The organism is Streptomyces flavochromogenes (genome assembly GCF_000717595.1).
GTDB classification, from domain to species: domain Bacteria; phylum Actinomycetota; class Actinomycetes; order Streptomycetales; family Streptomycetaceae; genus Streptomyces; species Streptomyces flavochromogenes.
Window position 1 is genome coordinate 123,264 of sequence record NZ_JNZO01000018.1, and the last position, 26,566, is coordinate 149,829.

27 protein-coding genes are annotated in these 26,566 nt (G+C 72.2%); 14 read left to right on the plus strand and 13 right to left on the minus strand.

What is annotated here, in order from left to right:
* Positions 1-30 precede the first annotated feature (30 nt).
* On the minus strand, positions 31-612 hold the full coding sequence (locus IF00_RS0122305) for a DUF1003 domain-containing protein (protein ID WP_030320710.1): 582 nt from the start codon (positions 610-612) through the stop codon (positions 31-33).
* Positions 602-1,885: a magnesium transporter MgtE N-terminal domain-containing protein gene (locus IF00_RS0122310; protein WP_030320711.1), complete on the minus strand. Its 1,284-nt coding sequence runs from the start codon at positions 1,883-1,885 to the stop codon at positions 602-604. Before IF00_RS0122310 ends, IF00_RS0122305 begins: the two co-directional genes overlap by 11 nt.
* A 268-nt stretch (positions 1,886-2,153) precedes the next feature.
* Here IF00_RS0122310 and IF00_RS0122315 point away from each other — a divergent pair, with 268 nt between their 5' ends.
* Complete coding sequence (locus IF00_RS0122315) at positions 2,154-2,912, plus strand: hypothetical protein (RefSeq protein ID WP_030320713.1); 759 nt, start codon at positions 2,154-2,156, stop codon at positions 2,910-2,912.
* A 61-nt stretch (positions 2,913-2,973) separates the two neighbouring features.
* Here IF00_RS0122315 and IF00_RS0122320 read toward each other — a convergent pair whose 3' ends face one another.
* Positions 2,974-3,483, minus strand: coding sequence for a hypothetical protein (locus IF00_RS0122320; RefSeq protein ID WP_030320714.1), 510 nt, complete (start codon positions 3,481-3,483; stop codon positions 2,974-2,976).
* Positions 3,484-3,508: 25 nt separating this feature from the next.
* Positions 3,509-4,636: a magnesium and cobalt transport protein CorA gene (locus IF00_RS0122325; RefSeq protein WP_030320715.1), complete on the minus strand. Its 1,128-nt coding sequence runs from the start codon at positions 4,634-4,636 to the stop codon at positions 3,509-3,511.
* 427 nt (positions 4,637-5,063) lie between these two features.
* Here IF00_RS0122325 and IF00_RS0122330 point away from each other — a divergent pair, with 427 nt between their 5' ends.
* Positions 5,064-5,648, plus strand: coding sequence for a suppressor of fused domain protein (locus IF00_RS0122330; protein WP_030320716.1), 585 nt, complete (start codon positions 5,064-5,066; stop codon positions 5,646-5,648).
* A 46-nt stretch (positions 5,649-5,694) separates the two neighbouring features.
* Here IF00_RS0122330 and IF00_RS0122335 read toward each other — a convergent pair whose 3' ends face one another.
* Complete coding sequence (locus tag IF00_RS0122335) at positions 5,695-5,967, minus strand: hypothetical protein (protein ID WP_030320717.1); 273 nt, start codon at positions 5,965-5,967, stop codon at positions 5,695-5,697.
* Positions 5,968-6,096: 129 nt separating this feature from the next.
* Entirely contained in the window at positions 6,097-7,326 is a 1,230-nt protein-coding gene (locus IF00_RS0122340) for an MFS transporter (protein ID WP_030320718.1), read from the minus strand.
* A 177-nt stretch (positions 7,327-7,503) separates the two neighbouring features.
* Here IF00_RS0122340 and IF00_RS0122345 point away from each other — a divergent pair, with 177 nt between their 5' ends.
* The 3 genes from IF00_RS0122345 to IF00_RS0122355 all read left to right on the plus strand — a co-directional run bounded on the left by IF00_RS0122345 (position 7,504) and on the right by IF00_RS0122355 (position 10,001).
* The gene (locus IF00_RS0122345; RefSeq protein WP_030320720.1) at positions 7,504-8,142 is read left to right on the plus strand and encodes a DUF6758 family protein; all 639 of its coding nucleotides are present in this window, start codon (positions 7,504-7,506) and stop codon (positions 8,140-8,142) included.
* Positions 8,143-8,247: 105 nt separating this feature from the next.
* Positions 8,248-9,111 (plus strand): PHP domain-containing protein, encoded by an 864-nt coding sequence (locus tag IF00_RS0122350; protein WP_030320721.1) that lies wholly within the window; start codon positions 8,248-8,250, stop codon positions 9,109-9,111.
* A 284-nt stretch (positions 9,112-9,395) separates the two neighbouring features.
* On the plus strand, positions 9,396-10,001 hold the full coding sequence (locus tag IF00_RS0122355; RefSeq protein WP_030320722.1) for a MarC family protein: 606 nt from the start codon (positions 9,396-9,398) through the stop codon (positions 9,999-10,001).
* A gap of 94 nt (positions 10,002-10,095) precedes the next feature.
* Here the strand turns inward: IF00_RS0122355 and IF00_RS45115 are convergent, their stop codons facing one another.
* Positions 10,096-10,248, minus strand: a complete 153-nt coding sequence (locus tag IF00_RS45115) for a hypothetical protein (RefSeq protein WP_086024648.1) — start codon at positions 10,246-10,248, stop codon at positions 10,096-10,098.
* A 174-nt stretch (positions 10,249-10,422) separates the two neighbouring features.
* Between IF00_RS45115 and IF00_RS0122365 the strand changes: the two genes are divergently transcribed.
* On the plus strand, positions 10,423-11,352 hold the full coding sequence (locus tag IF00_RS0122365; RefSeq protein WP_030320723.1) for an NYN domain-containing protein: 930 nt from the start codon (positions 10,423-10,425) through the stop codon (positions 11,350-11,352).
* Between the two features lie 21 nt (positions 11,353-11,373).
* On the opposite strand, the gene IF00_RS0122370 is transcribed toward IF00_RS0122365, so the two are convergent.
* Positions 11,374-12,264, minus strand: a complete 891-nt coding sequence (locus IF00_RS0122370) for an alpha/beta fold hydrolase (protein WP_030320724.1) — start codon at positions 12,262-12,264, stop codon at positions 11,374-11,376.
* A gap of 128 nt (positions 12,265-12,392) precedes the next feature.
* Positions 12,393-15,035: a DEAD/DEAH box helicase gene (locus IF00_RS0122375; protein WP_030320725.1), complete on the minus strand. Its 2,643-nt coding sequence runs from the start codon at positions 15,033-15,035 to the stop codon at positions 12,393-12,395.
* Positions 15,036-15,517: 482 nt separating this feature from the next.
* Between IF00_RS0122375 and IF00_RS0122380 the strand changes: the two genes are divergently transcribed.
* Positions 15,518-16,240: a ferritin-like fold-containing protein gene (locus tag IF00_RS0122380; protein ID WP_030320727.1), complete on the plus strand. Its 723-nt coding sequence runs from the start codon at positions 15,518-15,520 to the stop codon at positions 16,238-16,240.
* A gap of 71 nt (positions 16,241-16,311) precedes the next feature.
* On the opposite strand, the gene IF00_RS0122385 is transcribed toward IF00_RS0122380, so the two are convergent.
* The 4 genes from IF00_RS0122385 to IF00_RS0122400 all read right to left on the minus strand — a co-directional run bounded on the left by IF00_RS0122385 (position 16,312) and on the right by IF00_RS0122400 (position 18,251).
* Complete coding sequence (locus tag IF00_RS0122385) at positions 16,312-16,581, minus strand: hypothetical protein (RefSeq protein WP_030320729.1); 270 nt, start codon at positions 16,579-16,581, stop codon at positions 16,312-16,314.
* A 276-nt stretch (positions 16,582-16,857) separates the two neighbouring features.
* Positions 16,858-17,085 (minus strand): DUF3107 domain-containing protein, encoded by a 228-nt coding sequence (locus IF00_RS0122390; RefSeq protein WP_030207540.1) that lies wholly within the window; start codon positions 17,083-17,085, stop codon positions 16,858-16,860.
* A gap of 127 nt (positions 17,086-17,212) precedes the next feature.
* Positions 17,213-17,872, minus strand: a complete 660-nt coding sequence (locus IF00_RS0122395; protein ID WP_030320731.1) for a TetR/AcrR family transcriptional regulator — start codon at positions 17,870-17,872, stop codon at positions 17,213-17,215.
* 163 nt (positions 17,873-18,035) lie between these two features.
* The gene (locus tag IF00_RS0122400) at positions 18,036-18,251 is read right to left on the minus strand and encodes a hypothetical protein (RefSeq protein WP_030320733.1); all 216 of its coding nucleotides are present in this window, start codon (positions 18,249-18,251) and stop codon (positions 18,036-18,038) included.
* A gap of 141 nt (positions 18,252-18,392) precedes the next feature.
* Between IF00_RS0122400 and IF00_RS0122405 the strand changes: the two genes are divergently transcribed.
* From IF00_RS0122405 to IF00_RS0122430, 7 genes are all read left to right on the plus strand, one after another.
* Positions 18,393-19,361 carry an alpha/beta fold hydrolase gene (locus tag IF00_RS0122405; RefSeq protein WP_030320735.1) on the plus strand — a complete coding sequence of 323 codons (969 nt, stop codon included), beginning with the start codon at positions 18,393-18,395 and terminating at the stop codon, positions 19,359-19,361.
* Between the two features lie 8 nt (positions 19,362-19,369).
* Positions 19,370-20,752: a DUF3152 domain-containing protein gene (locus IF00_RS0122410; protein ID WP_030320737.1), complete on the plus strand. Its 1,383-nt coding sequence runs from the start codon at positions 19,370-19,372 to the stop codon at positions 20,750-20,752.
* A 100-nt stretch (positions 20,753-20,852) separates the two neighbouring features.
* The gene (locus IF00_RS47845; protein ID WP_342451050.1) at positions 20,853-20,948 is read left to right on the plus strand and encodes an Ms4533A family Cys-rich leader peptide; all 96 of its coding nucleotides are present in this window, start codon (positions 20,853-20,855) and stop codon (positions 20,946-20,948) included.
* Between the two features lie 232 nt (positions 20,949-21,180).
* A complete protein-coding gene (locus tag IF00_RS0122415) occupies positions 21,181-22,911 on the plus strand; it encodes an ABC transporter substrate-binding protein (protein WP_030320739.1) in 1,731 nt (576 codons plus the stop codon).
* Positions 22,908-23,882 (plus strand): ABC transporter permease, encoded by a 975-nt coding sequence (locus IF00_RS0122420; protein WP_030320741.1) that lies wholly within the window; start codon positions 22,908-22,910, stop codon positions 23,880-23,882. The genes IF00_RS0122415 and IF00_RS0122420 overlap by 4 nt, the downstream gene beginning before the upstream one ends.
* Positions 23,882-24,871, plus strand: a complete 990-nt coding sequence (locus tag IF00_RS0122425) for an ABC transporter permease (RefSeq protein WP_030320743.1) — start codon at positions 23,882-23,884, stop codon at positions 24,869-24,871. The genes IF00_RS0122420 and IF00_RS0122425 overlap by 1 nt, the downstream gene beginning before the upstream one ends.
* Positions 24,868-26,511, plus strand: coding sequence for a dipeptide ABC transporter ATP-binding protein (locus IF00_RS0122430; RefSeq protein ID WP_030320744.1), 1,644 nt, complete (start codon positions 24,868-24,870; stop codon positions 26,509-26,511). The genes IF00_RS0122425 and IF00_RS0122430 overlap by 4 nt, the downstream gene beginning before the upstream one ends.
* Positions 26,512-26,566 lie beyond the last annotated feature (55 nt).

Consider the following 26,566-nt stretch of genomic DNA (forward strand, 5'->3'; position numbering starts at 1 on the left):
GGCGCCGACCACCGGCCCATGAAAGGCCTGTCAACGGTCGGGTACGTCACTTCCCCGGGTGTCGGCCGACGGGAATAGATCCCGGCGCTCCTCCAGCTCTCTGATCAGGTCCTGGAGCTCCGAGCGGATCCAGTCGCGGGTGGCCACCTCGCCGAGGCCCATCCGCAGCGCCGCGATCTCCCGGGTGAGGTACTCGGTGTCCGCGATCGACCGCTCGTTCTGCTTCCGGTCCTGTTCGAGATTGACCCGGTCCCGGTCGTCCTGACGGTTCTGCGCGAGCAGGATCAGCGGGGCCGCGTAGGAGGCCTGGAGGGACAGCGCGAGCGTCAGGAAGATGAAGGGGTACTCGTCGAACTTGAGCGGGCCCGGCGCGAAGATGTTCCAGACGACCCAGACGATGATCGTCAGGGTCATCCAGACGAGGAACCGGCCCGTTCCCAGGAAGCGGGCGATCCGCTCGGAGAGCCGCCCGAAGGCCTCGGGGTCGTACTCCGGAAGGAGCTTGGCCCGCCGCTCGCGCGGCAGGTCGAGCCGGATGCGGGGACCCGGCCGGTCGCGCTCCCGGTCACGGTCCCGTTCCCGCTCGCGGTCGTGCGTGCGCTCAGCCGCCATGTACGGCCCCCTCGTCGTGGAAGTCGGTCTCGCGCCAGTCCTCCGGGAGCAGGTGGTCGAGCACGTCGTCGACGGTGACGGCGCCGAGCAGCGACCCGCTCTCGTCCACCACGGGCGCCGCGACCATGTTGTACGCGGCGAGATAACTGGTCACGGCCGGCAGCGGGGTGTCCGGGCCGAGCGGCGGAAGATCGCTGTCCACGAGCGAGCTGACCAGGGTGAACGGCGGATCGCGAAGGAGCCGCTGGAAGTGCACCGTGCCCAGGTACTTGCCCGTCGGCGTCTCGTCCGGCGGCCGGCACACGTACACCTGCGCCGCCAGCGCCGGCGACAGATCCTGCTGCCGGACCCGGGCCAGCGCGTCCGCGACCGTGGCGTCCGGCCGCAGCACGATCGGCTCCGTCGTCATCAGACCGCCCGCCGTGCGCTCCTCGTACGCCAGGAGCCGCCGTACGTCGGCCGCGTCGTCCGGCTGCATCAGCGTCAGCAGCCGCTCCTTGTCCTCCTCCGGCAGCTCGGACAGCAGGTCGGCCGCGTCGTCCGGGTCCATCGCCTCCAGGACGTCGGCCGCGCGCTCCTCCTTCAGCTTGCCGAGGATCTCGATCTGGTCGTCCTCCGGGAGCTCTTCGAGGACGTCGGCGAGCCGGTCGTCGTCGAGCGCGGCGGCGACCTCGACACGCCGCTTGGACGGGAGGTGGTGCAGCGCGTTGGCGAGGTCGGCGGGGCGCAGCTTCTCGAAGGTGGCGACCAGACTCTCGGCGCCCTGCCCGTGCTCCTCCAGGGAGAAGCCGGTGACGCCCGACCACTCGACGGTCAGCGTCTCGCCCCGGCGGCTCAGCACCCCGCCCTTCCCCTTGCGGACGAAGACCTTGTCGATCTCCCAGTCGCGGCGGGCGGGCAGCTGCTGGATGGCGACGTCGAGGACGGTGACCTCCTCGCCCTCCTGCCCGCCGGGCCCGACGAGCCGGACGCGCCGGTCGAGGAGTTCGCCCAGCACGAGGCGCTCGGTGGGGCGTGGCTCGAAGCGGCGCATGTTGACGACACCGGTCGTGATGACCTGGCCGGACTCCACGCCGGTGATCCGGGTCATCGGCACGAACACCCGGCGGCGGCTGAGGACCTCCACGACCATGCCGAGCAGCCGCGGCGGCCTGCGGCCGACCCGCAGCATGGCCACCAGGTCGCTGACCCGGCCGACCTGGTCGCCGACGGGGTCGAAGACCGGGACTCCGGCGAGGTGGGAGACGAAGATCCTGGGGGCGCCTGCCGCCATGCCACGCGCCTCCTCGGTGCCGCACGATTCGAGTCATTGCCGAGCTTTGCCGGGTTCAGGCTAGCCCGTGCCGTTCCGCCCCGCCCCGGCAGCGCCTCCGTACGGCTGCTGCCGGGCGCGTCACCCGTCCCGGGTACGCTGCGGTCTGCCGTCCCCACCGGCACGCCGGCCCTCCCACCCGGCAGAACTGGCAGAACAGAAGGCCGCCGCCCCGGGTCCCCCGTACGGGCCGCGGTCCGTGTCCCCCACGACATGAGAGGCAGCGCTGATGGCCGTTCGTGCCGCGTCGTCGCGTATCCACCGGGCCCTCGCGCCGCTCGCGCTCTGCGCCGGTCTGACCGTGGGGCTGACGGCCTGTGCCGCCGATCCGGACGAGGGGACCAACGGGGTCGGGAAGCTCTCCGCAGCCGAGATCGAGGGCAAGGCACGGACCGCCGCGGACACCGCGAAGGCGGTACGGCTCTCGGGCACCCTCGTCAGCAAGGGCGACACCTTCAAGCTGAACATGCGCCTCAAGCAGGACGGCGCCTCCGGCTCGGTGACGACGAAGAACAGCACCTTCGAGCTGCTGCGGGTCGGCGAGGCGCTCTATCTGAAGGCGGACGCGGACTTCTGGTCCCACGGGGCCGAGGGCGGCGACAAGCCGACGGAGGCGGATGCCGAGGCCGCCGACAAGCTCGACGACAAGTACGTGAAGGTGCCGCAGGGCGACCCCGCGTACAAGCAGTTGCGCGGCTTCACCGACATGGACCTGCTGCTGACCGGGCTGACCGGGCTGCACGGGGAGAAGGTCAAGGGCGACCGGGACCAGATCGGCGGGATCCGCACGGTCAAGGTCAAGGGCGGCGCGGACGGCGAGGGCGGCACCCTCGACGTGGCGCTGCAGGGGGACCCGTACCCGCTGCAGTTCGCGCGGGGCGGGGGAGCCGGCCTGGTGGTCCTCTCCGAGTGGAACAAGGACTTCCCGCTCACCGAGCCGTCGAAGGAAGAGACCCTCGACTACGGCAAGCAGCTGCCGAGGACCTGATCCCGGGCCCGCTTCCGCGGCGCCGGTCCCGGACGGCGGCGCCTGCGGACCCGGCCCCGGTTCAGCGTCGCCTGCGTCGCTTGAGCAGCAGCTTGGGGAGACCGGAGGGCACCGGGTCGCGGGTCGTGGCCGCGGAGGGCAGCGGTACGGCCGCCAGGGAGCCGTCCGGCAGCTCCGTGGTCGAGGACCGGGGGTCGAGTCGCAGGACCCGGCATTCGCGCCCCCAGCGGCCCGTCATGGCCTCGCCGTCGGGTGCGTTGAGCCGCTTGCCCTTCAGCTCGGCGACCGCCGCGTCCCACTCCTCGCTGCCGTGGGCGATCTCGCGCACGGCGGCCGTCCAGGCGACGAGACGGCCGCCCTTGTCCTTGCTGCGGACCGTGACCTCGGCCGTCCCGCCGTCCACCAGGCCCGGCAGCGGCTGCTCGCCGGGGCCGTCGCCGACGACGAACGCGGCGCCGTCGAACCAGACGTGCCAGAGCGCGCGGGCCGGGCCGGTGCCGCGGACCCACACCAGGCCGGACTTCTTGGTGGCCTCCTCGACGAGGGCGGACCCGAGCAGCTCTTCAGTCATGGCCCGAAGCCTAGCCCCCGGGCGGTCACAGCCAGCCGTTGCGCTTCAGCGTGCGGTGGATGGTGAAACAGATCGCGACGATGCCGGTGAGCACCATCGGGTAGCCGTACTTCCAGTGCAGCTCCGGCATGTGGTCGAAGTTCATGCCGTACACGCCGCAGACCGCGGTGGGGACGGCGACGATCGCCGCCCACGAGGTGATCTTGCGCATGTCCTCGTTCTGCGCGACGGTCGCCTGCGCCAGGTTGGCCTGGAGGATGGAGTTGAGTAGTTCGTCGAAGCCGACGACCTGCTCCTGCACGCGCGCGAGGTGGTCGGCGACGTCCCGGAAGTACTTCTGGATGTCGGGGTCGACCAGCCGCATCGGCCGCTCGGAGAGCAGCTGCATCGGGCGGAGCAGCGGCGTGACGGCCCGCTTGAACTCCAGTACCTCACGCTTCAGTTGGTAGATCCGGCCGGTGTCCGTACCGCGCGTCGAGCCCTTCGCGGCCGGTGAGAAGACGTCGATCTCCAGCTGGTCGATGTCGAGTTCGACGGCGTCGGCGACCGCGATGTAGCCGTCGACGACATGGTCGGAGAGGGCGTGCAGCACCGCGGAGGGCCCCTTGGCGAGCAGCTCGGGCTCGCCCTGGAGGCGGTGCCGGAGGTTGCGCAGGGAGCCCTGACCGCCGTGCCGGACGGTGATGACGAAGTCGGGGCCGGTGAAGCACATGACCTCGCCGGTCTCGACGACCTCGCTCGTCGCGGTGAGTTCGGCGTGCTCGACGTAGTGGATCGTCTTGAACACGGTGAACAGGGTGTCGTCGTACCGCTCCAGCTTGGGCCGCTGGTGGGCGTGGACGGCGTCCTCGACGGCGAGCGGGTGCAGCCCGAACTCGGCGGCGATACCGGCGAATTCGGCCTCGGTCGGCTCGTGCAGGCCGATCCAGGCGAAGCCGCCGCTCTCCCGCACCTGGCTCATGGCGCCGCGCGGGGTGAGGCACTCGCGGTCGTCGATGCGGCGTCCGTCGCGGTAGACGGCGCAGTCGACGACGGCGCTGGAGGCCGTGTGGTCGCGGGTGGGGTCGTACGAGGTGTACGTGGTGGGGGTCTTGCGCAGGGGGTGCCGCAGGCTCGGACGGACGGCGGCGCGCAGGTCACGGATCATCGACATGGGCATGCTCCTTCACGGAGAAGCCGTCGGCGAGCGTGGAACAGCCCGGAATGGGGACGTGGAGCTACGTCGTCCACAAAGCGGGCGGCACCGAGAGGTCGCGGTGACGGCGTTCGCTACAGACAGGCAAAGGCGAGATGCTCTTCCGTCGTGCGAGATGCCGGAGAGGCGGGTCCGTACGGATACGGGCCGGGAATCACCGGAAGTACGTACGCACCGGGCTCGGGTGCGGGGCGGAAGAGCGGCTGGTACTGCCCGATCGACTTCGGTCCATCGCAGCCCCACCTCCTCCGGCCGGTCCCTCGTGAGGGATGACGTGTGACGAGTAGTCGGGAGTTCGGGACTCCCGACCAGCGGCCAAGACTATCAGCCGACTGAGGGTCAATCCCTTCCTTTGCCCGTTCCATACGCGCTTTATGCTCAGGACATGGGAGAAGTTCTTGCTCTGGTCGAGGCGCGGTTGCGGACAGCCCTCGGAGAACCGGACGCGCGGGCCGCGGTGACGTTCCTCGGCACGGACCGGATCGAGGTGCTCCGGTTCATCGACGGCGACCTCGTGCGGTACGCGACCCTCGGCATGTCCGCACAGCCGATGGCCGACCCGACCGCCGCGCTCGCCGACCCGGTCAAGGGGCCGCGCGCCGAGCTCGTCCTGACCGTACGGGCCGGCCTCGCCGACACCGACAAGGTGCTGCGCCCGCTCGCGGTCCTCGCCGCCACCCCGCAGGTCGAGGGCGTCATCGTGGCGGCGGGAGCCTCGCTCGACGTCGGCGACCCGCTCTGGCCGGGCGCCGCCTTCAGCTCGGTCCTGGTCGCCGAGTCCGGCGGTCTGGTCGAGGACCTGGAGCTCGACGAGCCGATGGACCCGGTGCGGTTCCTGCCGCTGCTCCCGATGACCTCGAACGAGGCGGCGTGGAAGCGGGTCCACGGGGCACAGGCCCTGGAGGAACGCTGGCTGACGCAGGGCACGGACCTGCGCGATCCGCTGCGCAGGTCCGTGAATCTGGACTGAGGGAACCCCGGGCCGGAAGGCGTTCCGCTCGGCGGGCTTCTCCGGTTCAGGTCCGGGTGACGGTCCTGCTGGCGACGAGGTTGGCGATCACCACGTAGACGATCGCCGGAATGCCGTAGTCGAGCAGTACCTGAAGGGTGTGCTGGGAGACGCCGAAGAGTCCGATCGACCAGCCGGCGAGCCAGTCGGCGGCGCTGTGGAACCAGCCGACCACGGTGTTGCCCCGATTGGCGTCGAGCAGGTCCAGGACGATCCAGACGACCAGGATTCCGGCGAGGACGCGGGCCACGGTTCTTATGACGGAGTCGATGCCTCTCATGGGGTCCGTCTTGCCCGCGTCTCCCGGGGCAAACCGGCCACGGCGCGTCCGTCCCGTCCTCGGGGCCGGTGCCGGACCGCCGCCCCGGCCGCCGTGGCCTTCCCGGGGGCCGGCGCGGTGTCCCGGGGTTCAGCCGGCGAAGACGCCGACGCCGTCCTCCGTGGCGTGCTTCGGGGCCAGTTCGCGGGCTTCGAGGGTGAGGGCGTCGCGGCGGACCCGGACGACCACGGCGCCGAGCGCCGCGGCCACGCCCGCCACCACGAACGGCATGTGGACGTCGCTCCACTCCTCGATCTTCGGGGCGAAGTACGGGGCGGCGGCCGCGGCGAACCAGCGGACGAAGTTGTAGCCCGCGCTGGCCACCGGGCGCGGGGCGTCCGAGACGCCGAGGGCGAGCTCGGTGAAGACGGTGTTGTTGACGCCGATGAACGCGCCGGACAGGACGGTGCAGACGATCGCGGTCGTGTGATCGCCGTATCCGAGCACCACCACGTCGACCGCGAGCAGCACCAGTGAGCCGCCGAGGACGGTGAGCGAGCCGAAGCGCCGCTGGAGCCTGGGTGCGACCAGGACCGAGAAGACGGCGAGCAGCACACCCCAGGCGAAGAACACCGCACCGGACTTGTACGGCGTCATGTCCAGTACGAACGGGGTGAAGGCGAGCACCGTGAAGAAGGCGTAGTTGTAGAAGAACGCGGCCGCCGCGGCCGAGGCGAGTCCGCCGTGGCCCAGCGCCCGGATGGGGTCGAGCAGCGAGGTCCTGCGGGCCGGCTTGGGCTGCTCCTTGAGGAAGACCGCGATGCACAGGAAGCCGATCGCCATCAGCGCGGCCGTGCCGAAGAAGGGGTAGCGCCAGCTGGCGTCGCCGAGCACGGCGCCGAGCAGCGGCCCGCAGGCCATGCCGAGGCCGAGTGCCGACTCGTAGAGCAGGATCGCGGCCGCGCTGCCGCCGGCCGCGGCGCCGACGATCACGGCGAGCGAGGTCGAGACGAAGAGTGCGTTGCCGAGGCCCCAGCCGGCCCGGAAGCCGACGAGTTCGCCGACGGAGTCCGAGGTGCCGGCGAGGGCGGCGAAGACGACGACCAGCGCGAGCCCGGTCAGCAGGGTCCTGCGTCCCCCGATGCGGCTGGAGACGAAGCCGGTCACCAGCATCGCGACGGCGGTGATGAGGAAGTACGAGGTGAAGAGCAGCGACACCTGGCTGGGCGTCGCGTCCAGGCCCTGGGCGATCGACGGCAGGATCGGGTCGACGAGGCCGATGCCCATGAAGGCGACGACGGACGCGCCGGCAGTGGCCCAGACGGCCGGTGGCTGACGCAGGATGCTGCCTCCGCCGGCGTTCTCTTCTGCTCTCTCCATGGTGCCGCTCCTCCGCGCCGAGATGGTTGCGATATACACAGAATAAGTTAGAGCGACTAATGAGTGCAAGCTACATCTATATTCGGGAGTGGCAGGAGGTGAACGCCACGGGCCGGACGGGTGATCGTCGGTGATCGTCCTTGACGCGGGGCCCCGGTGGTAGGACCGTTGAGCCCTATGAGGGGCGAACCCAGTTGTCCGAAGTGTGGTGGCCGGGTCAGGGCGCCGGGGCTGTTCGCCGACTCCTGGCAGTGCGACGTGCACGGCTCGGTGCACCCGCTCCAGCCCGTGATCCCGCCCAGCGTCGAGGCCCTCGGTGTCGTGGTGCACCGGTCCCACGTGCCGGTGTGGATGCCGTGGCCCCTGCCCGTCGGCTGGCTCTTCACCGGAGTCGCGTACGCCGGTGACGACCGCAGCGGCGGACGCGCGACCGCCGTCGCCTGCTCGGGCCCCGGACCGCTCGGCGGCATCGGCGAGCTGCTCCTGGTCGCCGAGGAACTCGGCGTCGGGCTCGGCGCCCGGTATGCCGGCATCGACGGCCCCGACCCCGGTGCGGGCATGGCCATCGACAAGCCCCCGCAGACGAAGGTCCTCGCCGCGGGCCGCCCGACCCCGCTCTGGCACGTCAACGGCGCCCCGCAGGACCGCGCGGTGTTCGCGGGGGAGGCGCGAGGTCTCTGGCTGTGGGCGATCGTCTGGCCGGAGCAGTCCGGCCTCCTGATGTACGACGAACTGGTCCTGACGGACCTGCGCGACGCGGGCGCCGAGGTCGAACTCCTGCCGTGCGGAGCGCTGACGCCGAGGCTGCTGAGCTGACGTGCGCCCGGCCGGCCGGGCCGGCTCCTTCCGTACGGGCGTGTTCGATTCGCCCGTTATGCTGGAGCGTCCCTCGTCCGTGCCGAAGCCCTGGAGTACCGCGTCGTGCGCATCGACCTGCACACCCACTCCACGGCCTCCGACGGTACGGACTCCCCGGCCGAGCTCGTCCGCAACGCGGCCGCCGCCGGGCTCGACGTCGTCGCGCTGACGGACCACGACACCACCCGGGGCCACGCCGAGGCGATCGCCGCACTGCCCGAGGGGCTGACCCTCGTCACCGGGGCCGAGCTGTCCTGCCGGGTCGACGGCATCGGCCTGCACATGCTCGCGTACCTCTTCGACCCCGAGGAGCCGGCGCTCCTCGCCGAGCGTGAGCTCGTCCGCGACGACCGGGTCCCGCGCGCGCGTGCCATGGTCGGCAAGCTCCAGGAGCTCGGCGTCCCCGTCACCTGGGAGCAGGTCGCCCGCATCGCCGGTGACGGCTCCCTGGGCCGTCCGCACATCGCCGAGGCGCTCGTCGAGCTCGGGGTCGTACCGGACGTGTCCGGGGCGTTCACGCCCGCGTGGCTCGCCGACGGCGGCCGGGCGTACGTAGAGAAGCACGAGCTCGACCCGATCGACGCCATCCGCCTGGTCAAGGCGGCCGGCGGCGTCACCGTCTTCGCGCACCCGCTCGCCGTCAAGCGCGGCCAGGTGCTGCCCGAGGCCTCGATAGCCCGGCTCGCCGAGGCCGGACTCGACGGCATCGAGGTCGACCACATGGACCACGACGAGGCGACGCGGGCGCGGCTGCGCGGGCTCGCGAGGGAGCTGGGTCTGCTGACCACCGGCTCCAGCGACTACCACGGCAGCCGGAAGACCTGCCGTCTCGGCGAGTACACGACCGACCCCGAGATCTACGGCGAGATCACCCGCCGAGCCGCGGGGGCCTTCCCGGTCCCCGGCGCGGGGGGATCAGCCGCCTAGCCGCCGGCTGCCGGGCTCCACGGGGTCCGGACCTTCGCCGCGGGACCCGTCTCCCGGCCCACCGGGAGGTCCGCCGCGCTCCGTGGCCCGCTGTCCCGTGTTCCGGGTGCGGGCCGCGCGGTCTGTCCCCGGCCTGCCCGGCGGCTTCTCTTCTTCTGGTCCGCCCCCTTACGGCTCCGTGCCGTGACGCGGGGTGGCGCTCTTCCTGCCCTGCCTTCGGAATCCCACATTCCGCCCGCCGGGCCACACCCCACCGTTCGACCTCTCCCGCAAGGCACCCCACCGTGTTCGACGTCGCCGTCTTCGGCTCGCTGTTCCTGACCCTCTTCGTGATCATGGATCCCCCCGGGATCACCCCGATCTTCCTCGCCCTCACCTCCGGCCGTGCGGCCAAGGTGCAGCGCCGGATGGCCTGGCAGGCCGTCGCCGTGGCCTTCGGCGTCATCACCGTCTTCGGTCTGCTCGGCCAGCAGATCCTGAACTACCTGCACGTCTCCGTCCCCGCGCTGATGATCGCGGGCGGTCTCCTGCTGCTGCTCATCGCGCTCGACCTGCTCACCGGCAAGACCGACGAGCCCAAGCAGACCAAGGACGTCAACGTCGCCCTGGTGCCGCTCGGCATGCCGCTGCTCGCCGGCCCCGGCGCGATCGTCTCGGTCATCCTGGCCGTCCAGAACGCCGACGGCGCGGCCGCGCAGGTCTCCGTCTGGGCCGCCATCGTCGCCATGCACGTCGTGCTCTGGCTGACCATGCGGTACTCGCTGCTGATCATCCGGGTCATCAAGGACGGCGGCGTCGTCCTGGTCACCCGGCTCGCCGGCATGATGCTCTCCGCCATCGCGGTGCAGCAGATCATCAACGGCGTCACGCAGGTGATCCAGAACGCCTGACGCGCCGGACCCCCGGACACCACTGCGCCCCCGTACGGATTCCGCTCTTGCGAAGTCCGTGCGGGGGCGCGGTGCGTGGTGTGGACCGGGCCTGTTACGAGGCCGAGGTCTCGGCGGGGCGGATCCAGATGCGCTGGCCGATCGAGGCGGCCTGCTGCACGATCCGGTTGACGGAGGCGGCGTCCACGACGGTCCGGTCGACGGGCGTGCCGTCGATGTCGTCGAGTCGCAGGATTTCGAAGCGCACAGGCTTCTCCCTTCGTCTGAGTTGATCCTCCTGATGGAGAACTGCGTTACGTATGGCTCCAACGACATGCATCCTGCAAACATTCCTTACGCTAAGGAAAATTTTCGGATGTCTAACTACTGGCGGGTAGAGGGTGTGGCGGCCGGGCCCGGAGCGGCGGAGAATGAGCCGCGTATGAACGACGCAGACACCACTCAGGTGACCGAGACCGACGCCCGCCTGCGCGCACTCGACGCGCGCCTGGAGCGCACCAACGAGCTCCTCCAGCGGATGCTGGCCGAGGTCGCCAAGACCCCCTCCACTCACGCCATCTTCGTCGACGCGGGTTACGTCCATGCTGCGGCCGGGTTGCTGGTGACGGGAACCGAGGACCGGCGCTCCTTCGACCTCGACGCCGAAGGCCTCATCGAGGCCTTCATCGACAAGGCCCGCACGATCTTCGCCGACAGCCGACTGCTCCGCGTCTACTGGTACGACGGGGCCAGACGCCGTATCCACACCCCCGAGCAGCAGGCCATCGCCGAGCTGCCCGACGTCAAGGTGCGCCTCGGCAACCTCAACGCCAACAACCAGCAGAAGGGCGTCGACTCCCTGATCCGCACCGACCTGGAGTCGCTCGCCCGCCACCGCGCCATCAGCGACGCCGCCCTCGTCGGCGGCGACGAGGACCTCGTGTCGGCCGTCGAGGCGGCCCAGGGCTACGGTGCCCGCGTCCACCTCTGGGGCATCGAGGCCGCCGAGGGCCGCAACCAGGCCGAGGCGCTCCTCTGGGAGGTCGACAGCCAGCGCACCTTCGAGCTCGACTTCTGCCGCCCGTACGTCACCCGCCGTCCCGTCACCACGTACGAGAACGAGGGCGAGCCGCCGCCGTCCCGTGAGGAGGTGCGGTTCGTCGGCGCCCAGATCGCGGCGGTCTGGCTCGGCGAACGCGGCCGGGACCGGCTCGCCGAGCTCCTGCCGGGCGCGCCCTATCTGCCGGGGGCCGTCGACCAGGACCTGCTCGTCGAGGCGGAGCGCCTCCTCAGCCGGTCCCTGCGCGGCCACGCCGCACTCCGGCGCGCCCTGCGGGACGGCTTCTGGCAGCACCTCAAGGGGCAGTTCTGACGGCTGCCCACGGGGCCGCGGTCAGCGGGCGGTGCTGCCCGCTCCGGTGGGGGCCGCCGTCCGCTCCCAGAAGCCGGTGAGACGGTCCGTCAGCTCCTGCGGGTGCGACACGTTGGGGGAGTGGCCGGCACCCGCCACCACCGTGTGGTGCGCGCCCGTGCGGGCGGCCGTCGCCGCCAGGGCGGCCGTGGGCCAGACCATCTCGTCCGCCCCGTACGCGATGTGCAGCGGCATCCGCAGCGCGGCGAGGTCCGCCGTACCGTCCTGACGGCTGAGCAGCAGCCGCCCCGCGCCCGCCAGTTGCGCGATCCGGGTCCGCATCCAGCGCCGTCGCAGGAAGCCCGCGAGCTGCGGCGCGTCGTCGGTGTCCGGCTCCTCACCCCGGCTGTCGAGCCAGCACATCGCCTGCCACACCCGCTCCTTCGGCAGGAACGCGAGCGAGACACGCAGCACGCGCACCCGGACGCGCTGCGGCCTGGCGACCCGGCCGGGGCCCGAGGAGAGCAGGGTGAGGGAGCGGAAGGCGGCGGGGGCGAGCGAGGCGGCCGCACGGGCCACCAGGCCGCCGAACGAGTGGCCGAGCAGATGGACCGGGCCGTCGCCGAGCGCCGAGGCCTGGGCCACCGCGTCGAGCGCGAGCGCCCTGCGACGGTATCCGGCCCGGCCGCGGGGGCCCGGGGACTGGTACTGACCGCGCCCGTCCACCGCCACGGCCCGGTACCCGGCCTCGCTCAGCGGGCCGAGCAGGGCCAGGAAGTCCTCCTTGCTGCCGGTGTACCCCGGCAGAAGCAGCACCGTCCCGCGCCGCTCGCCCAGGGGCTCCGTGTCGAGCACGGCGAAGTCGCCCCGCGCGGTCACGAGGTGGTGGGCACGGGTGCCGGGCGGCAGGACGAGGGACCGGGGCTTGCTCATATCTGGACTGTAACCGTGCGCGCCGGGACCGGCCCGGGGTCCCTGTCCCACGGCGTCCGCCCTCGACCTCACGACCGCGGCCCGGCCCCTCTCCAGGGGCCGGGCCGCGGTCGTGAGGTCGGGCGGGATCAGCTCTCGGGCTGAGCGGCCGCCGCCTTCTTGGTGGTGCGACGGCGCGGGGCCTTCGGGGCCTCCTCGGCGGCCTCGGCGACCGGCTCCGCGGCGGCCTTCTTCGTCGTACGGCGACGGGTCGGCGTCTTCGGCTCCGAGGCGTCGGGCGCCTCGGCGGCGACGGCCTTCTTGGCCGCGCGACGACGGGGAGCCTTCGGGGCCTCCTCGGCGGCCGGGGCCTCGACGGCGACGGCGGCCGGCTCCGCCACGGCCTTCTTGGCGGTACGGCGGCGGGGAGCCTTCTTCGGCTCCTCGACGACGGCCGGGGCGGCCTCCTCGACCGGCGCCTCGACGACGGCCGCGGCGGCCTCGACGACCGGGGCCTCGACGACGGCCGGGGCTGCCTTGGCGACCGGGGCCGTGACGATCACGGCCGCGGTCGACGTGGCCGGCGAACCGGCGGCCTTGCGGACCACACGGCGACGCGCGGGCTTCTTCGGCTCCTCCTCGACGACCGGCGCGGGCGCCGGCTCGACGACGGGCTCGACGACCGGGGTGGAGGTCACCGGCGAACCGGCGGCCTTCCGCACCACACGGCGACGACGCGGCGCGGGAACCTCGGCAGTGACCGGGGCGGCGGCCTCGACGACGGGCGCGACAGCGGCCGCGACCTGCTCGGCCACCACCGGAGCGGCGGCGACGGCCTCGGCGACCGGCTCCGCCACGGCCTTCTTGGCGGTACGGCGGCGGGGAGCCTTCTTCGGCTCCTCGGCGACCAGGGCCTCGACGACCGGCGCCACGGCGGCCGGGGCCTCGACGACGGGCGCCTCGACGACCGGAGCGGCCTTCGCGGCACGCAGGGCGGCCGCGGCCGTCTCGACCGTCTGGAACGACACGGTGTCCTCGACCGGGCGGGCCACTCGGGGACGACGACGGCGCGGGGCCGGGGCCGGCTCCTGGGCCACCGGGGCCGGGGCGGTGCGCACGGCCTCCGGACGGGCGGCGGTACGGCTGCGGCGGCGCGGGGCCTTCGGCTCGGCGGCCGGGGCCTCGACCACGGGGGCCTCGACGACGGGGGCCTTGACCACGACGGTCTCGGCCACGGGCGCCGGAGCGGCGTCCTCGACCACGGTCCGGGCGGCCGGAGCCCTGCGCTCGGCCTGGACGACCGTCGCGGCAGGCGCTGCCTGGGCGGGAGCCGTCTGGGCGGCCTGGGTCACCGGCGCGGAGCCCGGGGCGCCGACGCGGGTGCGACGGCGGCGGCGCGGGGTCCGCGGGCCGGACTCGGCCTTCGCCTCGTCCGTCACCGGCGCGGTCTCGACGGCCGGGGCCGCGGAGGCCGTCGACGCCGTGGCGTCGAGCTCGCCGCCACGGGTACGCCGGCGCTGACGCGGGGTCCGCGTCCGCTCCGGGCGCTCCTCGGTCCGCTCGGTCCGGTCGTTCTTCGGGCCGCGCGCACGGCGTCCGCCGGGCTCGCCCAGGTCCTCGAGCTCCTCCGCGCCCAGACCCGCACGGGTCCGCTCGGCGCGGGGCAGGATGCCCTTGGTGCCCGCCGGGATGTCCAGCTCCTCGAACAGGTGCGGGGACGAGGAGTACGTCTCGACCGGCTCGTGGAAGTCCAGTTCGAGCGCCTTGTTGATGAGCTGCCAGCGCGGGATGTCGTCCCAGTCGACCAGGGTCACCGCGGTGCCCTTGTTGCCGGCGCGGCCGGTGCGGCCCACGCGGTGGAGGAACGTCTTCTCGTCCTCCGGCGACTGGTAGTTGATGACGTGGGTGACGCCCTCGACGTCGATGCCACGGGCGGCGACGTCGGTGCAGACGAGCACGTCGACCTTGCCGTTGCGGAAGGCGCGCAGCGCCTGCTCGCGGGCGCCCTGGCCGAGGTCGCCGTGGACCGCGCCCGAGGCGAAGCCGCGACGCTCCAGCTGCTCGGCGATGTCGGCCGCCGTGCGCTTGGTGCGGCAGAAGATCATCGCGAGCCCGCGGCCGTTGGCCTGCAGGATGCGGGAGACCATCTCCGGCTTGTCCATGTTGTGCGCGCGGTAGACGTGCTGCTTGATGTTGGCGACGGTCGCGCCCTCGCCGTCGGGCGAGGTGGCGCGGATGTGCGTCGGCTGCGACATGTAGCGGCGGGCCAGGCCGATGACCGCACCCGGCATGGTCGCCGAGAACAGCATGGTCTGACGCTTCGCCGGAAGCATGTTGATGATCTTCTCGACGTCGGGCAGGAAGCCCAGGTCGAGCATCTCGTCGGCCTCGTCCAGGACGAGGACCTTGACGTGGGACAGGTCGAGCTTGCGCTGGCCGGCCAGGTCGAGCAGACGGCCGGGGGTGCCGACGACGACGTCGACGCCCTTCTTCAGCGCCTCGACCTGGGGCTCGTACGCACGGCCGCCGTAGATGGCGAGCACCCGGACGTTGCGCACCTTGCCGGCGGTGAGCAGGTCGTTGGTGACCTGCTGGCACAGCTCGCGGGTGGGGACGACGACGAGCGCCTGCGGGGCGTCGGTCAGCTGCTCGGGCTTGGCCCGGCCGGCCTCGACGTCCATGGGGACGGTGACGCGCTCCAGGATCGGCAGACCGAATCCGAGGGTCTTGCCGGTGCCGGTCTTGGCCTGGCCGATGACATCGGTGCCGGTCAGGGCGACCGGGAGAGTCATCTCCTGGATGGGGAAGGGGTTGACGATGCCGACCGCCTCAAGGGCTTCGGCCGTCTCGGGAAGGATTCCGAGGTCTCGGAAAGTCGTAGTCAGGGTGCTGCCTCTTCTGTGGACGCGGTGCGAGGCGAACGAAGGGGGTCGTACCGTGCCAGGAACTGCCGGCGCGATCGGGGGATCGCTGCCGGGTGGCACGGGACCACTGCCGTCGCTCGAGCGTCGTACCGCTGAGGTGACCCTTCCGCGGGTCCGCCGGAAGGGCTGTCGGGCCGGAGCCGATCGGGCCACCGACCGGGCATCCTCATTCATGAGTCGGCCCACCGGATACGTCCGAACGTGCGAAAGCATGTCCGCATACTCAGCAGGCGCCTTACCACTGTACCCCGGAATCGCGCATGTGTGTTGGGAGAAATGGTGATGAGGGCACGGTCACACTGACTGACCAGCGCCTTCCCCCGGTGCCCGAGCGGGCTATTGTGCGCTCCATGGAGACGCCTGACAACGCCACACCCACCGGGATCGCAGCCAAGGACTGGGCGACGGCTTCCGCCGAGCCGCAGTACCGCGCCGCCGTGATCGACCTCCTCGGCGCCCTCGCCTACGGAGAGCTCGCGGCCTTCGAACGGCTCGCCGAGGACGCCAAGCTGGCGCCGACCCTCGCGGACAAGGCGGAGCTGGCGAAGATGGCCTCCGCCGAGTTCCACCACTTCGAGCGGCTGCGCGACCGCCTCGCCGCCGTCGACGCGGAGCCGACCGCGGCCATGGAGCCCTTCGCCAAGGCGCTCGACGACTTCCACCGCCTGACCGCGCCGTCGGACTGGCTGGAGGGCCTGGTCAAGGCGTACGTCGGCGACTCGATCGCCAGTGACTTCTACCGTGAGGTCGCGGCCCGCCTGGACTCCGACACGCGTGGGCTCGTCGTCTCCGTGCTCGACGACACCGGTCACGGCAACTTCGCCGTCGAGAAGGTCCGCGCCGCGATCGACGCGGACCCGCGTGTCGGCGGCCGGCTCGCGCTCTGGGCGCGCCGTCTGATGGGCGAGGCGCTCTCGCAGGCTCAGCGTGTGGTCGCCGAGCGCGACGCGCTGTCGACCATGCTGGTCGGCGGCGTCGCCGACGGCTTCGACCTCGCGGAGGTCGGCCGGATGTTCTCCCGGATCACCGAGGCCCACACCAAGCGCATGGCCGCGCTCGGTCTGGCCGCCTGAGCATCACCCGTACGAAGAGGTTCCCGCACGAAGTCGCTCCCGTCGTACGGGAAGGGGGTGGGCGGCGCTGTTCACGCCGCCGCTGATCGTCGCAGCCTGCGCGAGGCGGGCCGGATCAGCAGCGAGAGCAGCACCGCCGCCACTGCCACCGCTCCGATGAGGGTGGCGAGGAAGTGACCGGGGCCGAGGGCCCCGTGGGTGACGAGCGCGCCGAAGACGCCGCCCAGCGCTCCGGTGGCGAGGACGATCACCCGGACGGGGAGGCGGTCGGGCAGCCGGTGCACGGCGGCCCAGGCCAGGGCGAAACCGAGCAGGGCGGAGCCGAGGGCTTCCAGGAACACAGCGAATCACCTCGCGAGGGGTGCGGGGCGGGTGGTGCGGTCGAGATCCCTCCTACCCCAGGGCTCCGGAACGCAATCCTCCCGTACGCCCTGACGTGGTCATTCGGACATACGAGGGCATGGCGTGACGGCCCGCGCGCCCACATGGCGGAGGGCACCCGGTGACCCCCATGGCGGGCCCCGGCGGCTCGCACGGCGAACGGCGCCGGTGGCCCGTACGGCGAAGGGCCCGGCGGACCGTGACGGTCCACCGGGCCCTTCCCGCAGATCCTGGGCTCAGAGCGCGCCGAAACCCACGCGGCGCACGGCGGGCTCGCCGAGCTCCACGTACGCGATCTTCTCGGCCGGGATGAGGATCTTGCGGCCCTTCTCGTCCGAGAGGCTGAGCAGCTGCGCCTTGCCGGCCAGCGCGTCGGCCACGGCGCGCTCCACCTCCTCGGCGGACTGCCCGCTCTCCAGAACGATCTCCCGGGGTGCGTGCTGCACGCCGATCTTGACCTCCACGGCTATGTCCCTCCGAACGGTCAGCGTTGCGCGAATACCGCGCCGTACGCTGCACACATTAGCCCGGTGAGGGGACGCGTACGGCTCAGCCGCCGCACGCCAGGAGCGAACAAGCCCGCGGGAATGCTCAGTGACCCTCGGCGCTCAGCTGGCCGTCCACCGCGTGCAGCGGGAAGCCGGCGATGCCGCGCCAGGCGAGCGAGGTCAGCAGTCCGACCGCCTTGTCGCGCGGGATGGCGGAGCCGCTCGACAGCCAGTAGCGGGCCACGACCTGGGAGACGCCGCCGAGACCCACGGCGAGCAGCATCGACTCGTCCTTGGAGAGGCCGGTGTCCTCGGCGATGACATCGGAGATCGCCTCGGCGCACTGCAGGCTCACCCGGTCCACGCGCTCGCGTACGGCGGGCTCGTTGGTCAGGTCGGACTCGAAGACGAGCCGGAAGGCGCCGCCCTCGTCCTCGACGTACGCGAAGTAGGCGTCCATCGTGGCCGCGACGCGCAGCTTGTTGTCCGTGGTGGAGGCGAGGGCCGTGCGCACCGCCAGGAGGAGGGACTCGCAGTGCTGGTCGAGCAGGGCCAGGTAGAGCTCCAGCTTCCCGGGGAAGTGCTGGTAGAGCACCGGCTTGCTGACGCCCGCGCGCTCGGCGATGTCGTCCATCGCGGCCGAGTGGTACCCCTGGGCGACGAAGACCTCCTGGGCGGCGCCGAGGAGCTGGTTCCGTCGGGCACGTCGCGGCAGGCGCGTGCCCCGAGGGCGTGCTGCCTCTGTCTGCTCGATGGCGCTCACGCGGCCTCCCAAAAATCGATCCATGCACGCTGTCGCGCGCGCCGCCATCGTACTTTTGGGTAACCCGGCTGTGCGCGGTGCGGACGCAGAATTTCACGGACCGGACGTCCGGGTCGACAGTCGATTCAAAATTAAACCGAACAAATCGGCGGTAGACGTCCGCTCAGCGGTAGTCGTCCTCGTCCAGGGTGACGACCCGTGCCTGTTCGGACGAGTCCGCCTCGTTCGCCGAGTCGCGCTCGACATGAGTGAGCGGTTCGTCGTCGCGTTGCTGCAGTTCGGTGTGCTGCTCGGCAGCGTCGGCCTCCGGGATCTCCTGGTCCAGCACGACGTCCTCTTCCTCGGTGAATGTGTCCGGCTCGGTCGGATCGACAGTCATGAGGTTCCTCCCGGAGCAGCGGGTCGCGGTCGTCTCCGATGGCCCTCTCTCCGAGCCTAGGAGCACACGCGGCTCGCCGCATACGCACCTGTGACGGCACCCACACGTCTCCGCGCGTGATCGTCTCGTAATATTGCGGCCATGTCGTCGACCGAGCTGCCGGAAACCCGGACCGCCGCCGCGCCCTCCGCGTCGCGCCCCGCGCGCGCCGTACGGGTCGCCGACGGCGAGGAGCTCCGCTCCGTCTCGCTGCCCGGGCTCACCCTCACCGTGCGTGCCCGGCCGGGCGTCGAGCCCGGTCTGCCGCCCGCGCTGTACGTCCACGGACTCGGGGGTTCCTCGCAGAACTGGTCCGCCCTGATGCCGCTGCTGGCGGACCTCGTCGACGGCGAGGCGGTCGACCTGCCCGGCTTCGGCGACTCGGCGCCGCCCGACGACGGCAACTACTCGGTCACCGGGCACGCGCGCGCCGTCATCCGGCTCCTCGACTCCACGGGTCGCGGGCCGGTCCACCTCTTCGGCAACTCGCTGGGCGGCGCCGTCGCCACCCGCGTCGCCGCGGCGCGTCCCGACCTGGTCCGCACGCTCACCCTCGTCTCACCGGCGCTGCCCGAGCTGCGCGCCCAGCGCACGGCCTGGCCGACGGTGCTGCTCGCGGTGCCCGGTGTCGCCTCGGTCTTCGCGAGGCTCACGAAGGACTGGACGGCCGAGCAGCGCGTCCGCGGTGTTCTCTCGCTCTGTTACGGAGACCCCGGGCGGGTCACCGACGAGGGCCTGCGGCACGCCGTGGAGGAGATGGAGCGGCGTCTGGAGCTCCCTTACTTCTGGGACGTCATGGCCCGCTCCTCGCGCGGCATCGTCGACGCGTACACGCTCGGTGGTCAGCACGGACTGTGGCGGCAGGCCGAACGGGTTCTCGCACCGACGCTCCTCGTCTACGGTGGGCGCGACCAGCTCGTCTCGTACCGGATGGCGCGGAAGGCGGCCGCGACCTTCCGCGGCTCGCGTCTGCTGACCCTTCCCGAGGCGGGGCACGTGGCGATGATGGAGTACCCCGAGACGGTCGCGCAGGCCGCCCGGGACCTGATCGCCGATCACGGCGGGAGCTGATCCGGGGCGTGGGACGACATAGCCGTAAGGGCTCCGCGCCCTCGGTGGCCGACACCGGCCGGCAGGCGGCGGCCGAACAGGCCCCGCCGGCGGCCGGAGCGCCGGGCAGGCAGCCGGGCCGCCCGCCGCAGGGCGGCACGGGCCGCCGACGCAGGACCGCGGGCGGCGGCCAGGACCCGGCGGGGACCCCGGCGCACGGAACCCCGATGTACGGGACCCCGGCGCAGGGCACTCCGATGTACGGGACCCCGGCGCACGGCACCCCCGTGTACGGGACGCCCGCGCACGGAACTCCCGCATACGGCGGTCCCGGGTACGGCGGAGGGGCCTACGACACCGGGGCGCACGCGGCTCTCGGGACCCCCGCGCACGGCGTCCCCCTCTACGGGAGCTCCGTACGGGGCGGGCATCCGCAGCACGAGGAGGGCTCCGGGCCCCGCCCGTACGCCCCGCGGCACGGCGCCTCCCGTACCGACGAGACCGAACAGGCCGCCCCCCAGGCGCCGTTCATCCCCGGCCCCCGCCGCGAGACCGTCCCCGAGGCCGACGAGCCGACCGGCAGGGGCGGCCTCGGCCGCACCCTCACCGGCGTCGCGGCCGCCGCCGTCGCCACCGTCCTCGCCGTCGTCGTCACCGGACAGGTCGCCGACAAGGACGAGGCCGCGGGTGCCGCCCGTGCCGCCGGACAGCCGGACGAGCGGGCCTCGGACGACACCTCCGCCTCCCGTTCCGAAGAGCGGGCCACCCCGTCGAGCCCGGCCGCGCCCGCCCCGACCGCGGTGCCGCCGCCGACGTACGAGCAGCTGATCGCCCTCCAGTACCCGATCGACCCGAAGCTCAAGGGCTCCGGCAAGTTCGCGGCCGTGCCCGGCTTCCAGAAGGCGCCCGGCAAGGGGAATCTGGTCCGCTACCGGATCGACGTCGAGGAGGGCCTCGGTCTCGACCAGAACCTGTTCGCCACGGCCGTGTTCAAGACCCTCAACGACCGCCGCAGTTGGGCCGGCAACGGCGAGATGACCTTCGAGCGCATCTCCAGCGGTGAGCCCCAGTTCGTCATCACGCTCGCCAGCCCCGGCACCACCGGCGTCTGGTGCGAGAAGTCCGGGCTCGACACCCTGGCCGAGAACGTGTCCTGTGACTCGGCGCAGACGGACCGCGTGATGATCAACGCGTTCCGCTGGGCGCAGGGTTCGGAGACCTTCGGTCCCAAGGCGATGTTCGCGTATCGCCAGATGCTCATCAATCACGAGGTCGGACACCGGCTGGGGCACGGTCACGTGAACTGCGGCACTCCCGGCGCGCTCGCGCCCGTGATGCAGCAGCAGACGAAGTCCCTGAACATCGACGGAATCAAGTGCCGCCCCAACCCCTGGGTGCATCCGGGGAGTTGAGATCCGAACCGTCCTTTCGGTGATCACATGATGAGACGGGCGTCTCGGGAATCGTCGCACCGCGTTGACATCGTTCGCGCGTTCGTTCATATTTCTCGGCATGTCGCACCGTCACGTCGTATCCGATCGCGCCGCCTTCGAGCTGGCGCTCATCGGTGTGGCCGCGCATTCCGTCGCCGACGTTCTCTGTAGCTGACTCCCCCCGGGCCCCATGGCCCGGGCGGTACCCCCGGCCCGAGCGCCCGTCGGCCCTTTCTCGCTTTTCCGCACTGCCGACGGCTTTCCGCGCCCGGGTGTTTCCTCCCCGCAGGCGCGGCTCTCTCCTCTGATTTCCTGTGCACGGCCATTCCTTTCGGATGCCGCCGCTCGCCGCTGCCTGCGTGGAATTCCCCTTCCCGTCACCGCAGTTCTCCGAGAGGTCTTCTCCGATGCGTCAATCGTCCGTCGTTTCGCGCCGCGTGGCAGCGACCGCCGTCAGTCTCGTCCTGACCCTGGGCGTCGCCGCCTGCGCGGGCCCCGAGGACACCGGCGCCACGGGCGGCACCTCCGGCAAGGCCGCGGGCGCCCCGCAGAAGGGCGGCACGCTCACCGTCCTCAACTCCGAGGCCCAGACCGACTTCGACCCCGCCCGCCTCTACACCTCCGGCGGCGGCAACGTCCCCTCCCTCGTCTTCCGTACGCTCACCACCCGCAACCGCGAGGCGGGCGCCGCCGGCACCCAGGTCGTCCCCGACCTCGCCACCGACACCGGGCGCCCCAACAAGGACGCCACCGAGTGGACGTACACGCTGAAGGAGGGCCTGAAGTTCGAGGACGGCACGCCCATCACCAGCGCCGACATCAAGTACGGCATCGAGCGCTCCTTCGCCGCCGAACTCTCCGGCGGAGCCCCGTACCTGCGCGACTGGCTGGTCGGCGGCGACGCGTACCAGGGCCCCTACAAGGACAAGAAGGGCCTCGCGTCCATCGTCACCCCCGACGCCCGGACCATCGTCTTCAAGCTGAGGAAGCCCGAGGGCGAGTTCCCCTTCGTCGCCACCCAGACCCAGTTCACCCCCGTTCCGAAGGCCAGGGACACCGGTGCGACGTACGAGGAGCACCCCGTCTCCTCCGGCCCGTACAAGGTCGTCAGGAACGAGAACGACGGCGAGCGCCTCACCCTGGAGCGCAACGAGCACTGGGACCCCAGGACCGACGAGGAGCGCAAGGCCTACCCGGACAAGATCGACGTCCGGTCCGGCCTCGACGAGGCGGTGATCAACCAGCGCCTCGCCACCTCCACCGGCGCCGACGCCTCCGCCGTCACCACCGACACCAACCTCGGCCCGGCCGAGCTGGCCCAGGTGGGCTCCGACAAGGCCCTCGCCGCCCGGGTCGGCACCGGCCACTTCGGCTTCACCAACTACATCGCCTTCAACCCCAAGGTGAAGCCCTTCGACAACCCGAAGGTCCGCCGGGCGATCTCGTACGCGATCAACCGCACCAGCGTCGTCAACGCCGCCGGCGGCTCCGCGCTCGCCGAACCCGCCACCACCTTCCTGCCCGAGCAGAAGGCCTTCGGCTTCACGCCGTACGACCACTTCCCGGCCGGGAAGACGGGCGACCCGGAGAAGGCCGCGCACCTCCTGAAGGAGGCCGGCTTCCCGAACGGGCTCACCGTCACCCTGCTCCACTCCACCGCCCAGAACCGCACCACCAGCCCCGAGATCGCCACCGCCGTCCAGGAGGCGCTCGGCAAGGCCGGCATCACCGTCAAGCTCGACGGCCGGCAGCCCAACTCCTTCAACGAGAAGCGCTGGAGCGTCAAGGACGCGCCCGGCTTCTTCCTCTCCCGCTGGGGTGCCGACTGGCCGGCCGGCGGCCCGTTCCTCGCGCCGATCTTCGACGGACGCCAGATCGTCACCAACGGCTCGAACTACAACCACGCGCAGCTGAACGACCCGGCGGTCAACAAGGAGATCGACGAGATCAACAAGCTGACCGACCTCAAGGCCGCCGCCGCCCGCTGGGGAGCCCTCGACAAGAAGATCGGCGAGCAGGCGCTCGACGTGCCGCTCTTCCACCCCGTCTACAAGCGGCTCGTCGGCAAGAACGTCAAGAACGTCGTCATCAGCGACTGGACCGGCGTCCTCGACATCTCGCAGGTCTCGGTCAAGTGACCGCTCTGACCGACACGACGGCGCCCGTGGCGGGCCTCCCCGCCACGGGCGCCGCCCGGCAGGTGTGGCGACGGCTCCGCACCCGCCCCGCCGCCCTCGTCTCCGCCGCCGTCCTCCTCCTGCTCGTCCTCCTCGCCCTCGGCGCACCCCTGCTGGCCGCCCTGGAGGGGCAGGACGCGAACACGTACCACGACGACCTCGTCGACTCGGCCCGCGGCGGCGTCCCGTACGGCGCCTTCGGCGGCGCGAGCGCCGACCACTGGCTCGGCGTCGAACCCGGCACAGGCCGCGACCTGTTCGTCCGCCTCCTCCACGGCGCCCGGATCTCCCTGCTCGTCGCCGTCGGCGCCACCGCCGTCCAGATCCTCATCGGCGTCCTCGTCGGCCTCGCCACCGGCCTCGGCAACCGCTGGATCGACGGCGTCCTCGGCCGGGTCACCGACGTCCTCGTCGCCCTCCCGATGCTGGTCCTCGCCGTCGCCCTCACCGCCGTCGTCCCGCGCGGCTTCCCCCGGCCCCTGCTGCTGATCCTCGTCATCGGCTTCCTCGGCTGGGCCGGGACCTCCCGGATCGTGCGCGCCCAGACCCTCACCCTGAAGAGCCTCGACTTCGTCGCGGCCTCCCGGCTCGCGGGCTCCGGACCCTGGCGGACCGCCCGCCGCGAGCTGCTGCCCTCCCTCGCCGCGCCCGTCATCACCTACGCGGCGATCCTCGTCCCCACCAACATCGTCGTCGAGGCGTCCCTGTCCTTCCTCGGCGTGGGCGTCACCCCGCCCACGCCGTCCTGGGGACAGATGCTGTCGACGGCGCAGACCTGGTTCCGCGCCGACCCGGCGTACGTCCTGCTGCCCGCCGGACTGCTCTTCGTCACCGTGCTCGCCTTCACCGTCCTCGGCGACGCGGTCCGCACGGCCCTCGACCCGCGCGAGGCGAGCCGGCTGCGCGTCGGCACCCGCAAGGAGGCCTCCTGATGACCCGCTTCGTCCTCCAGCGGCTCGCGGGTGCCGTGCTCGTCCTGCTGGCCCTCTCCGTCCTCGTGTACTCGCTCTTCCACCTGGCGCCCGGCGACCCCGCGCGGCTCGCCTGCGGCGAGCGCTGCAACCCGCAGCAGATCGCCCAGGTCCGTGAGCAACTCGGTCTGAACGACAGCATGTTCGTCCAGTACCTGCACTTCCTCCAGGGCGTCTTCGTCGGCCGCGACTACTCCACCGGCGTCTCCCTCGTGCACTGCGACGCGCCCTGCCTCGGCCTCTCGTACCAGAGCGACCAGCAGGTCACCCAGCTCGTCCTGGAACGGCTCCCCGCCACCGCGTCCCTCGTCGTCGGCGCGCTGGTCGTCTGGCTGGTCGTCGGCGTCGGCACCGGACTGCTCTCCGCGTTCCGCCGGGGCGGCCCCACCGAGCGGATCCTCACCCTGCTCACCCTCGCCGGGAGCGGCACCCCCGTCTTCATCCTCGGACTGCTGCTCCTCATGGCCGTCTGCGCCTACCTCCAGTGGCTGCCCTTCCCCAGCTACGTGCCGTTCGGCGAGGACCCCGAGCAGTGGGGCTGGAACCTGCTCCTCCCCTGGCTCACCCTCGGACTCTTCGAGTCCGCCAAGTACGCCCGGCTCACCCGGAGCGCCACCCTGGAGACCCTCGCCGAGGACCACATCCGCACCTTCCGCGCCTACGGCGTGGGGGAGCGGTCCGTCGTCACCCGCCACGCGCTGCGCGGCGCCGTCCCGCCGGTCATCGCGATCAGCGCCGTCGACCTCGGGTCGATGTTCGGCGGGGCCGTCCTCACCGAGTCCCTCTTCGGGATCCCCGGGCTCGGCAAGACCCTCATCGACGGGGTGAAGGCGATCGACCTGCCCGTGGTGGTGGGCGTGGTCATGGTGACGGGCACGTTCGTCGTCCTCGCCAACGTCGTCGCCGACCTGCTGTACGCCGCCGCCGACCGAAGGGTGGTCCTGACGTGACCCCGATCGTCGAAGTGACGGACCTCACCGTCGAGTTCGCCCGGTCCGGCGATCCCGTACGGGCGGTCGAGGGCCTCTCCTTCACCCTCGACGAGGGCCGGGCCCTCGCCCTCGTCGGCGAGTCCGGCAGCGGCAAGTCCACCGTCGCCGGCGCCCTCCTCGGCCTCCACCGGGGGACAGGTGCGCGGGTCGGCGGGACCGTACGGGTCGGCGGCATCGACGTCGGCACGGCGGAGGCCGGCGAGCTGCGGCGGCTGCGCGGCGGAGTCGCCGCCATGGTCTTCCAGGACCCGCTGTCCGCCCTCGACCCCTACTACGCCGTCGGCGACCAGATCGCCGAGGTGTACCGCGTCCACGCGGGAGGCTCACGGCGGGCCGCCCGCGCCCGCGCCGTCGAGGTCCTCGACCGGGTGGGCATCCCCGACGCGGCCCGCCGCTCCCGCTCCCGCCCGCACGAGTTCAGCGGCGGCATGCGTCAGCGCGCCCTGCTCGCGATGGCCCTGGCCTGTGAGCCCCGGCTCATCGTCGCCGACGAACCGACCACCGCCCTCGACGTCACCGTGCAGGCCCAGATCCTCGACCTGCTGCACGAGCTGCGGCGCGAGACGGGCACGGCGCTGCTGCTCGTCACCCATGACGTGGGCGTCGCCGCCGAGAGCGTCGACGAGGTGCTCGTCATGCAGGACGGCCGGGAGGTCGAACGCGGTCCCGTGGGCGGGATGCTGGGCGCGCCGGCGGAGCCGTACACGAGGAGGCTGCTCGCCGCCGTGCCCCGGCTCGACGGACCGGTGCGCGAGCCTCTGCAGAAGGGCTCGCCGCTTCTCGAAGTCCACGACCTGCGGCGGGTGTTCGGACGGGGGTCGAGGGCGGTGACCGCCGTCGAAGGCGCCTCGCTCACGCTCCACGCGGGCGAAACCCTCGGTGTCGTCGGGGAGTCCGGCAGCGGCAAGACGACCCTCGGCCGCATGCTCGTGCGGCTCCTCGACCCGACCGGCGGCCGACTTCTCTACGGAGGAAGGGAGATCGGCGCCCTGCCGGAGCGGGAACTGCGCCCGTACCGTCGTGAACTCCAGATGGTCTTCCAGGACCCGGTCGCCTCGCTCAACCCGCGCCGCTCCGTCGGCGAGTCGATCGCCGACCCGCTGCGGGTGGCGGGGGAGCGGGACGAGGCCCGGATACGGGGCCGGGTGCGGGAGCTGCTCGACCGGGTGGGACTCCACCCCGACCGGTACGAGGCCTACCCGCACGAGTTCAGCGGCGGACAGCGCCAGCGCGTCGGCATCGCCCGCGCGCTCGCGGCCGAACCCCGGATCGTCGTCTGCGACGAACCGGTCTCCGCCCTCGACGTCACCACCCAGGCCCAGGTGACCGCGCTGCTCGCCGAACTCCAGGCCGAACTCGGGCTCGGGCTCGTCTTCATCGCCCACGACCTCGCCGTCGTCCGGCAGGTCAGCGACCGGGTCGCCGTCATGCGTGCGGGACGGATCGTCGAGCAGGGCACGGTCGCCGAGGTGTACGGCACGCCCCGGGACCCGTACACCCGGCAGCTGCTCGCCGCCGTCCCCTCGCTCGACCCGGTCCGTGCGACGGAACGCCGGGAACTGCGCCGCGAAGGACGCCAGGAACTGGCCGTCGCCTGACCCTCCGTGACCACTCCGGCGCGTACCGCGACAGAACGCTACCGGGGTGGGAAAG